The following is a 9,919-nucleotide window of genomic DNA, read 5'->3' on the forward strand; positions in this document are numbered from 1 at the left end:
TCGAACCGGTAACCGGTGATCAGGCCACCCGAGCCGGTGCGGACGAAGTCCTGCTGGAACGTCTCGGCGGCCAGGCCCGACGCCAGCCACACCGCCACCGCGGGCTCGTCCTCGATCTCGTGGCGGCCGGCGACGATCGCCTGGGCGATGCAGCCGATCAGCGCGGGCGGCTCGACCATCTCTTGCACCGTGTCGAGGACGTCCGCAGCCTTGTCGGTGTGTGATCGCGATCCGAGTAGCACCGCCAGCGACGGCGCCTCACCCGCGAGCTCGTCGCGCGCGTGCGCGGTGGCCTCCACCGCGGCCTGCCGTGCGTCGGGCACCGTGGAAACCCCGACTCCGATCCGCATGCTTCCATGATGCGCCCCACGCACCTGAAGCGCGCCGACCAGTTCGCGCGCGGGCACGCCACGCCGGACCCGGTGAAGGCGCTGTCCACCCAGCTGAGTTAAAGCGGCGGTCAGACCGCGAACTGGTTGTATCATGTTGTGCTACAACATGATAACGACCTCGACTGTGGCTTCCCGGCTGGCGTGGGGACGTCGCGTTGGTCGCGCACGCAGCGAACTGACCAGACATCGCGAGGGCCGATGTCTGGTGAATGATTTAGCCCATCGTTAAGATCGCCGCTGCGGCCACCGCAATTATGGCCATGAGGGATACAAAGGTCACCGTGATTGCCGTGAGCACGATTTCGTGTTCGCTGGGTCGCCAGCGCGGCTTTAATTCGACGAGGCCGGTTTCAGCCTCGAAGTCTTCGGTTCGGGGCGCCGCGGTAGTCGTAAGGCTTATCTCCGAGTCACAATGCGGCAAGCCACACGAAGAGACCGCACCTCTATGCCCTTGTGTCGCATAGCTTCTGAGTCGGGCGCGCACAGGGTTTGCGATTCTCATATCAGCAAGCCCTGCCGCCCTGCGGACGCCAGAACGGCTTACTTCCAGCCGAGACTCCAGACTTTTCACACGACCAATTATACAAAGTGAGCGGAGATACAATCGTCACTGTTGAGGCAAAGGTGATTAACGGTTCGAGCACGGACCAACCATTAAATCCGCTGGTCAACATTTCCAAAACAATTGTCAATCAAAACAGCATCGAGCGCGCCGATTCACAGCGACAGGGACGGCCCCGACACCGCCAGGACGGGACGGCATCGCGCACGGTCACCCAGTTGCACCAGATACAGGTAAACCTCGCTTCGAAGCATTACCGTTGGAAGATGCACGACATCGAGCATCAGCGCCCTCACAGCGCCAACCCACTGGAGCAGGTGCTGAAGCCGTTCACCCGTACCGGCGGCTTCTACGCCCGGTCCTGGGCCGCCTACTTGGATCGCGAGCCCGACGAGCTTCCGGTGGCGCGGCCCACCCTCGCGCTGGCGGCGCAGGCTTTCCGCGACGAGATCCTGCTGACGGGTTTTAGCCTGCTGCGGCAGACGCCCAGCACGTCGACACTCGAACGCATCGATAGCGAAGTGCTTGCGGCACTTGAGTTTTACGCCGAAAGGGGCTGGCTGGACAACCCTGAAGGGTTCTTCGCCGAACCCCCACCGCTGACCGACGTCACAGTCAAACCCGTCAACAGCATGGGTCGCAGCTACGAGCGCCTGTCCTTCGAAAGCGAATACCAGCCCCATGAAGGCGAACCGGCCCGGGAACGGTGGCTGAGCTACCGCGGCAATCGGCGGGAATACGCCTTGATGTTCCGACACCGCAAGCCGCGACCTTGGCTGATATGTGTGCACGGCGCGGAGATGGGACGGGCTGCGCTCGACCCCATGCTGTTTCGTGCCTGGCACCTGTATCGCGACCTCGGCCTCAATGTGGTGCTTCCCGTCCTTCCCATGCACGGCCCACGGTCACGAAATCTCCCCAAAGGTGTTGCATTTCCCAGCGAAGACGTGCTCGACGACGTCCACGGCGCCGCGCAGGCGGTGTGGGATATCCGGCGCCTGCTGTCCTGGATCCGCTCGCAGCAGCCCCAAGCCATGATCGGGCTGAATGGCATTTCCCTCGGTGGTCTGATCAGCTCGCTGGTCGGCAGCCTCGACGACGGGCTGACGTGCGCGATTCTTGGAGTCCCCGCCGTGGATCTGGTCGAGTTGGTCGGCCGCCATGCCGGCCTCAGTGGCCACGATCGCCTGCGCCAGTCGATGAATGCGGCCAAACCCATTGGCCGAATGGCCTCGCCGCTGGCTTTGACTCCCCGCGTGCCGATGCAAGGCCGCTTCATCTATGCCGGCATCGCCGACAGGTTGGTGCACCCACGCGACCACGTCACCCGTCTCTGGGAGCAGTGGGGCAAACCCGAGATCCAGTGGTACCCAGGCGGTCACACCGGGTTCTTCAGCTCCCAGCCGGTGCAACGATTCATCGACCAGGCGCTGGTGCAGTGCGGGCTCGTCGACCCGTCGCGGCTGCGACGCAGACGCTGACAGGGCTCGCGCGTGCGCGGCGAGCAAGACGAGCACCAGAGTGGTCACACTTTGTCGCGGCCACGTGTCGACAAAGGTGAGGTTCGACAGGAAGTGACACAGTATGACTCAATCCGACGCGATTACCTTCGTCAATGTATTCGAGATCGACCCAGAACAGCTGGACGCGTTTCTGGTCGAATGGCGTGAACGTGCCGAGTTCATGAGCAAGCAGCCCGGATTTCGTTCGTTCCGGCTGCACCGCGCGTTGTCACCAGATTCGCGCTTCCAGTTGATCAACGTCGCGGAGTGGGACAGCGCCGCTGCGCTGCAGGCGGCTACCGCCCAGCCCACCTTTCAAGACAGTGTCCGCCGCTCGGCTGCTGAATTTCGCGCGACGGCCCATCCAGGCCTCTACCGCACGGTCGTTGAGGTCACCGCGCCGTAGTTGAAAAGGTATGTCACTCAATCGAAAAGGAGCGTGACAGCATGCCGAAGCAGTATCGCGTGGGTGCGTCCGTTCGGTTCAACAACGCGGTGATGAAGTCGCTGCTGCGTGCGGGAGTGCGGTTTGGAACGTTCACGATTCTGACCGTTCGTGGCCGAAAAAGTGGGCAACCGATCGAAACGCCGCTCGCGGTGTTTGAGAAAGACGGGAATCGCTATCTGGTTGCCCCATACGGAGTTGTGAATTGGGTGCGCAACCTTCGGGCCGCCGGCGGCGAGGCCACGCTCACCAGCGCTCACCACACCGAGAAGATTGCCGCAGTTGAGCTGCCCCCCGAGCAGGCGGCACCGATCTTGCGCTCTGCGTTGCAGACCGGCCCGCCCGGTATTCCGCGGCTCATGGTCAAGGTATACCGGCGCTTCTCGGTGCTTCCGTACCTCGACGTCGACATGAACTCCACCACAGCGGAATTCGAACGTGCGGCCGCCAGCCATCCCATCTTTCTGGTGCGGACGGCGGCGTGACGGTCATTGCCCTAAGACATCCACCACCGCGCCCCACGGAGACCTGACGAACAATCCACCAAGGCCGTCCTGGGCAGCGTCGGGGTCTACTTCGATAGGCTCGTTGAGCGTCACGCTGTAGACACCGAAATCGGCATGCCTGGCCGCGATCTCACGCGCAACGTCGAGCCGGGTTGTCGCGTACGTGTATTCCTTGCCATCGACTGGGTCCAACGTACGGGTCGTCGCATCCCCGGGATTAAGACCCTGCACATCAGCACGGTAATAAGCCGCGTCATTACTCATCTCGTCAACCCTTCGGTTCGTCTGTTCACACACCCAGCCGACGGCACGGCAGCCAAAGCCATTGTGACGTCGCCTGCGTTCAATTCTCGGATCGGGTGCGCATGGTATGTCAATGTCGCCGTGGACAACGTGGGAATGGTTTTTGCTTGGCCGCGAACGTCATCGCTTCCCGGTGCGCCTGATGCGACGGGTAACGGCAACGCCAAAAGCCCAGGCGCGCACCAGAGCCCCGCATGGCCGTGACAGGCTGATTTGGCCCCACCAGGACGGCTCCAACTGGCTCCACCTGTGCGAGATCATGTCCGCAAGCGCCGCCCGCAGATTCTGGCCGAGGCGGGCCGGCTGCTGGAGTTGGGCTGTGTGGCCCAGACTCATGAGCCCGCAGCCGAGGCGGAGGTGGACTTTCATGACCTGTCGAAGCAGGGTCCTAGGCGTCTCGGACGGGCTGGTAGGTGAGGAACGCCAGGCTGTTACCGACGGTGCGGATGCCGATCAATTCCATGCGTTTCTTGCTGCTGATCTCACCGAAGAGGCGCTCGCCAACACCGAGCACGAACGGATAGATCATCAGCCGCAGCTCGTCGACGAGGTCGTGCTCGATCAATGTGTGCACCAGCTGGAAGCTGGCATAGACGACGATGTCCCCGTGCAGCTTTCGGCGCAGCCTGGAGACCTCATCGACCAAGTCGCCGGTCAGTACTGCCGAGTTGTTCCAGTCAGGATCTTGAAGAGTCGCGGACACAACGTACTTGGGCAGACTGTTCAATCGGTCCGCCCACTGGCCACTGCGGGACGGCCAGCGTGCGGCGAAGAACTCGTAGGTCCGCCGACCCAGCAGCAGGGCCTCCGCGCCCAGCGCCTCATCGAGCTCGACTCTTGCCCACTCTTCCCGGTCCCTGTTTTCGACTTGGCCGAACCAGCCGCCGGCCCTGAAACCCTCCTCGCCGATCGGGTCCTGCACGACTCCGTCAAGCGTGACGTTCTCGCTGATGATGATCTTTCCCATCTTTGCTCTCCTTGGTTGCGCATTGTCAGCTACCACTAATGGAGACACCGCATCGTCAACAAAGTGGCGCTTGCCAAGCGCCCCGTTTGCCGTTCCGCCGGTGTCTACATATGCGACCGAAGTGTCACGAGGTGCCGGAGGAAGGTGATGCGAGGGTGGTAGCCGGCGAGCTGATGTCCCGGGCACAGGCCGGGGACGGCGAGGCGTTCCGGGAGCTGACCGAACCGTACCGCCGGGAGCTGCAGGTGCACTGTTACCGGATGCTCGGATCCTTGCAGGACGCCGAAGACGCCCTGCAAGACACGCTGCTGGCTGCCTGGCACGGCCTCAAAGGATTCGAGGGACGCGCCTCGCTGCGCACCTGGCTCTACCGGGTTGCGACCAACTGCTGCCTCAACGCCCGTCGCTCAGCGAGCCGACGCCCGGCCAAGGAGTGGGACGTGCCCAATGTTGAACCGCCCGAACCCACCGGCCTCGGTGAAGTCGTCTGGCTCGAGCCATTCCCCGACGCCCTTCTCGGCGGTGTCACCGAAGCGCCGCTTGGCCCGGAAGCCCGCTACGAGCAGACCGAATCCATCTCGCTGGCTTTCATTGCCGCCCTTCAGGTCCTGCCACCTCGCCAGATCGCCGTGCTCATCCTGCGCGACGTCCTCGGATTCCACACCAACGAGGTGGCCGACATGCTGGGCTCGACGGTCGAATCGGTTAAAAGTGCCCTCAAACGGGCGCGCACTAGCCTGCAGCGCCGTCGGCCCACAACCGACGACCGCCAACCCCCACCCGCGCGCGACTCACCCGCCGAGGATGCGATGGTGACGAAGTTCGTCCGCGCGTGGGAGTCGGCCGATCTCGACGCGCTAGTAGCCCTTCTGACCGATGACGTCTTTATGTCGATGCCACCGATGCCCTTCGAATACGAGGGCCGAGACGTCGTGGCCCGCTTCTGCGCGAATCTGTTCCGCGCGGGCCGCAGGTTCGACCTCGTGCCGACACGCGCCAACGGTCAGCCAGCGTTCGGCGCCTACCTGCGCACCCCCACCGGCATCAGCCACGGCGTCGGCCTCTACGTCCTCAGCCTCGCCGGCGACCGCATCTGCGCCATGACTCGCTTCGACAACAGCGTGCTCCCATGGTTCGGGCTACCGCGATCGCTGTCCAGCACCTAGACGACGACCCCGGAGACTACTCATGACGAGCCGCCGTCGAGCAGTCCGCGCTCGATAAGCTCCAGCACTTGCCGCCGCGCGAATTCGATGCCGGCCGCGGTTCTCGGCAATGGCCCGTCCAGCAGCAGACCCGCAAGGCCGTGCACCGCCGACCAGGCCGCAATCTCGGCTCCGGGCCTCCGGTGTGGGTCCAGCAAACCGGCGGCCTGGCACTGGTCGAGCACTTCAGCAAGGATGTCGAACGGATCGACTCCATCGCCGGGTCCGCCCCCGTCCGCCCGATGATCTGCCGAGGGCGAAGTGGCGGGATGCGACGTGAAGGCGGTGCGGAACAGCCCGGGCTCGGTCAACGCGAAGTCGATGTAGGCGGTGCCGACCGCGCGCAGCCGGAGGCGCGGACCTTTGGCGCGGGCAACCCGTCGGCGCATCTCGTCGCCGAGCTCGCTGCGCGCATGGCGCGACACCTCGGCCAGCAGTGCCTCGCGGTCGGCGAAATGACGGTAAGCGGCCGAGTGTGAGACCCCGGCGGCCCGGGCAGCCTCGCGCAGGATGACCCGATCGGGCCCACCCTCGCGGGCCAGCGCGATGCTCGCCTCGACCAGCGCTGAGTGCAGCGCGCCGTGGTGGTAGGCCTTTCGGCGTCCAGGGTCGGCGCTGGCAGGGCTCATGCCCGCCAGAATCCCATGCCCACCTCGATGTTGACAACGGTCACATAGGAGTCGCATACTGCGATGTAACCAGTGGTCACATCATCGCTGGTTCAAGTCCCCTACTTAGGGAAGGAAAATCCAATGACAAACTCACGCGTTCTGGTGACCGCCGCCACGGGCAAGATCGGCGGCGCGGTGGCCGCCCAACTGCTGGAAAAGGGTGTGCCCACCAGGGCTTTGGTACACCGCGAGGATGCGCGCAGCGCCCGCCTGCGAGCGCTGGGTGCCGAAGTCGTCGTCGCCGACATGTTCGATATTCAGCAGGTCGCGGCCACGGTCGAGGGAATTGACCGGGTGTTTTTCAACCCGCCGTATCACCCGCACGCCCTCGACAGCGCCGTCGCCTTTGCCGTGGCGGCGCGGCGCTCGGGGGTGGAGGCGGTGGTGGCGTTGGGGCAGTGGCTGGCCAGCCCTGAGCATCCCTCGCTGATGACCCGCCATGCCTGGTTGATCGACCAGCTGTTTGAGCTACTGCCGGATACCGCCCACGTCGCCGTTGACCCCGGATTCTTCGCCGACAACTATCTGAACCTGCTCCCGATGGCCGCCCAGTTGGGCGTGTTGCCGTCCCCGACCGGGGCCGGCCGCAACGCGCCGCCGTCCAACGAAGACATCGCCCGGGTAGCGGTCGGTGCACTGCTCGACCCGCACCGCCACGACGGTCGCGCGTACCGCCCAACCGGGCCGACCCTGTTAACCGGAGCCCAGATCGCCGACGCGATAGGTGAGGCGTTGGGCCGACGGGTCCGCCACATCGATATTCCCCCACGGATGTTCATGAAGGCCGTGCGTGTGAACGCGAAACGGCTCGGCGCCGACCTGTTCTTCGAGTCCGGCGTACGCCACTACCTGCCCGAGACCGCGCTCGGAGCCTTTGAGGTGGGCGGACCGACGACCCACGTGCGTGACGTCGCCGGCGTCGAACCCGAGGACTTTCTGACCATCGCGCGCCGCTACGTCGGCGGCCCTGAAACACGGCGCACCGCAGGCAATTTCATGCGCCAGCTCTGGAACTTCATGTTGACCGGGCTCACACCCATGCACGATCTGGACAAATTCGACCGACTCCAACAGCATCCCCAGCCCGCCCAGCCGCGGTTCTCGGCACAATCGGCGGTCTGGCGACACGAACACGCACCAGTCGATCCCTCAAATGGTCGGTATGGCGTAATCCAGACTCACCCGACATCGCTATCGCGACAGGCCGGGTAGTGCGGTCAGTCGCCGCCTTGGTCTCCGCCCCCGCCTTTGTGTTTGCCACCCGGGCCGCCCGGATGGCCCGGTGGGCCAGGTGGCGGGACCGGTGGCAGCGGCCCGCGCGCGATGTGGTCGGCCAGCGACACTCCCGGCAGCCGCTCCATGACGATGAACGGCATTCCGTTGTGCTCGCCTACGTCGTGGACCACCACGACGTGTCGACCGACCAGCTGCGCGGACGCACGCGCCTCCGCCTCGAACCGCGGACGGCTATCCGGGCGGACGTCCGCCCCGGGATAGAGCAGTTTGATCGCGACGGCGCGACTCAGCCTCGAGTCCCACCCGTCGCGCACCTCGGCCATCCCACCGCGGCCGATAACCCCGCGCAGTTCGTAGCGACCGCCGCTAGGCGCAGTTCACCGGCCCCTAATTGCGCAAGTCGCGCACCGCCAGGACCGGCCAGGGGTCGCGCACACCCTTGAGCGCGTGACTGCCGCGGTCGTCGAACGCGATCCCCGATCCGAGGACCAGCGGTGGCACCACGCCCGACACGAGCACCTCGCCCGCCCCGGCCAGCGCCATGATGCGCGCGGCGATATGCACCGCGATCCCATGCACATCGCGCTCGATCATCTCCACCTCGCCGGTGTGCAGGCCGGCGCGGATATCCAGCCCGAGGTCTTGCACCGCGTCCCGGATCGCGCACGCGCAGCTGATCGCGCGCGCCGGCCCGTCGAAGGTCGCCAGTGCGCCGTCGCCGGTGAACTTGACAATGTGGCCCCGCGCGCTGACCACATGCTTCTCCACCACGTCGTTGTGCGCGTCGAGGGCCGCTGTCCACGCCGCGTCGCCGAGGGCCTCGGCGCGTTCGGTCGATCCGACGATGTCGGTGAACAACACGGTCGACAGCACCCGGTTGGTCGGCCTGACGGCGCGGGCACCGGTGACGAACGACTCGATCTCGTCGAGCACCCGATCGGACTGGCCGGCGAACCACACATGGTCGTCCCCGTCGAACTCCACCAGGCGCGCGTTGGGAATCCGGTCGGCGAGATAACGACCATGGCCTTCGTTCACATGGCGGTCACCGCGGCGATGTAGCACCAGCGTCGGCGCCTGAATGCTGTCGAGCACGGGCCGCACGTCGGTACCCAAGAACAGGTCGAAGATGGCTTTGAAGTACCCGGGGCCGCCGGCCAGGCGCTCGCCGCGCGCCCACCAACGCCGCTTCGCGGCATCCCCCGCCCAACTCGGGGCCAACTCGTCAACGACAACACCGGTCCCGACGGTGTCGCCGAAGGTGTCGACATACCGCCTGAAGGTCGCCTCGGGCATCCCGCACGGATAATCGGCGGCTCGCAGGTAGCGCGCGTACCCGCTCCACAGCACCAGCGACTGCACCCGCGTGGGATGACTCGCGGCCAGCAGCATGGCGGGCAGCGCCGACTCCGACATCGCGAACACCGACGCACTCTCGCTGCCAACCGCGTCGAGCACCGCGACCAGCCCGTCCGTCCAGGACTGCATTGCCGGACGGTCGTGTATCGGCACCGCGTCTGAGCTTCCCATCCCCAGCAGGTCGGTCGTGATCAGGTGGCTGAACGACGCCAGCCGACGCAGGTGGCGGGCGAGGGTGGGCTCGTCCCACAGCAAGTCGATCGGGAACGTCGCGGTGGGGACGAAAAGCAGATCCGGCCCCTGGTCAGAGACGTTCTGATACGCCAGGTGCGTATCGCCGTCGCGCGCATAGACGGTTTGGGGCACGGCCGCCATGCAAGAAGCATGCCACCGGTTGGCGGTTAGCTGGCCGTGGCGTACTGAAGCACCCGTTCCGAGGAATCGACGTGCCGATTGCTCAGGATCTTGAGCCGTTGCGGACGCACCTCGTAGCGGGTGCCGTCGGCCGGGTTGGCGACGTCGAAGCCGTCGGCGACCCGTACCGCGTTGGGCAGTTCGATGTTGGCGCCGTCCCGAATCCGCTCGCCGCGGTAGTAGAAACTTCCCGACGGGGTTTGGCACACCACCGCCAGCGACTTGGCGGTCCGCACCACCGACGCCGGCGGGTTTCCCGGGTCGCATCGGGCGGAGTGGCCGATGAAGCCCAGGCCGTCGGCGCCCTGCACCGGACGTGACAGCACCGGCATCGTCGTCGTCGTTGTGGGTGCGCTC

The 9,919-nt window shown here is 65.5% G+C and carries 10 protein-coding genes and 2 pseudogenes; 5 read left to right on the forward strand and 7 right to left on the reverse strand.

Going from position 1 to position 9,919, the window contains the following annotated elements; all coding sequences use genetic code 11:
- The coding region (locus VML93_RS23365; protein ID WP_325614661.1) for an FIST N-terminal domain-containing protein at positions 1-350 on the reverse strand (350 nt) is incomplete at its 3' end.
- A gap of 870 nt (positions 351-1,220) precedes the next feature.
- Between VML93_RS23365 and VML93_RS23370 the strand changes: the two genes are divergently transcribed.
- The 3 genes from VML93_RS23370 (at position 1,221) to VML93_RS23380 (ending at position 3,386) form a co-directional block, all read left to right on the forward strand.
- Entirely contained in the window at positions 1,221-2,435 is a 1,215-nt protein-coding gene (locus VML93_RS23370; RefSeq protein ID WP_325614670.1) for a hypothetical protein, read from the forward strand.
- Between the two features lie 103 nt (positions 2,436-2,538).
- Positions 2,539-2,862, forward strand: coding sequence for an antibiotic biosynthesis monooxygenase family protein (locus tag VML93_RS23375; protein WP_325614662.1), 324 nt, complete (start codon positions 2,539-2,541; stop codon positions 2,860-2,862).
- A 41-nt stretch (positions 2,863-2,903) separates the two neighbouring features.
- A complete protein-coding gene (locus VML93_RS23380) occupies positions 2,904-3,386 on the forward strand; it encodes a nitroreductase family deazaflavin-dependent oxidoreductase (RefSeq protein WP_325614663.1) in 483 nt (160 codons plus the stop codon).
- A 3-nt stretch (positions 3,387-3,389) separates the two neighbouring features.
- Here VML93_RS23380 and VML93_RS23385 read toward each other — a convergent pair whose 3' ends face one another.
- Both VML93_RS23385 and VML93_RS23390 read right to left on the reverse strand, forming a co-directional pair.
- Positions 3,390-3,671 (reverse strand): hypothetical protein, encoded by a 282-nt coding sequence (locus VML93_RS23385; RefSeq protein WP_325614664.1) that lies wholly within the window; start codon positions 3,669-3,671, stop codon positions 3,390-3,392.
- A 427-nt stretch (positions 3,672-4,098) separates the two neighbouring features.
- Positions 4,099-4,677: a dihydrofolate reductase family protein gene (locus VML93_RS23390; protein WP_325614665.1), complete on the reverse strand. Its 579-nt coding sequence runs from the start codon at positions 4,675-4,677 to the stop codon at positions 4,099-4,101.
- A gap of 155 nt (positions 4,678-4,832) precedes the next feature.
- Between VML93_RS23390 and VML93_RS23395 the strand changes: the two genes are divergently transcribed.
- Positions 4,833-5,843 (forward strand): sigma-70 family RNA polymerase sigma factor, encoded by a 1,011-nt coding sequence (locus VML93_RS23395; protein WP_325614666.1) that lies wholly within the window; start codon positions 4,833-4,835, stop codon positions 5,841-5,843.
- 20 nt (positions 5,844-5,863) lie between these two features.
- Here the strand turns inward: VML93_RS23395 and VML93_RS23400 are convergent, their stop codons facing one another.
- Positions 5,864-6,511 carry a TetR/AcrR family transcriptional regulator gene (locus VML93_RS23400; RefSeq protein WP_325614667.1) on the reverse strand — a complete coding sequence of 216 codons (648 nt, stop codon included), beginning with the start codon at positions 6,509-6,511 and terminating at the stop codon, positions 5,864-5,866.
- Positions 6,512-6,634: 123 nt separating this feature from the next.
- Here VML93_RS23400 and VML93_RS23405 point away from each other — a divergent pair, with 123 nt between their 5' ends.
- Positions 6,635-7,765, forward strand: a complete 1,131-nt coding sequence (locus VML93_RS23405) for an NmrA family NAD(P)-binding protein (RefSeq protein ID WP_325614668.1) — start codon at positions 6,635-6,637, stop codon at positions 7,763-7,765.
- Between the two features lie 92 nt (positions 7,766-7,857).
- On the opposite strand, the pseudogene VML93_RS23410 reads toward VML93_RS23405, so the two are convergent.
- From VML93_RS23410 to VML93_RS23420, 3 genes and pseudogenes are all read right to left on the reverse strand, one after another.
- Positions 7,858-8,112: pseudogene (locus VML93_RS23410) on the reverse strand (serine/threonine protein kinase); the annotation flags it as partial.
- 64 nt (positions 8,113-8,176) lie between these two features.
- A complete protein-coding gene (locus tag VML93_RS23415) occupies positions 8,177-9,523 on the reverse strand; it encodes an adenylate/guanylate cyclase domain-containing protein (RefSeq protein ID WP_325614669.1) in 1,347 nt (448 codons plus the stop codon).
- A gap of 26 nt (positions 9,524-9,549) precedes the next feature.
- Positions 9,550-9,919 (reverse strand): annotated as a pseudogene (locus VML93_RS23420) (serine/threonine protein kinase); the annotation flags it as partial.

Source organism: Mycobacterium sp., assembly GCF_035499775.1.
Classification (GTDB): Bacteria; Actinomycetota; Actinomycetes; order Mycobacteriales; family Mycobacteriaceae; genus Mycobacterium.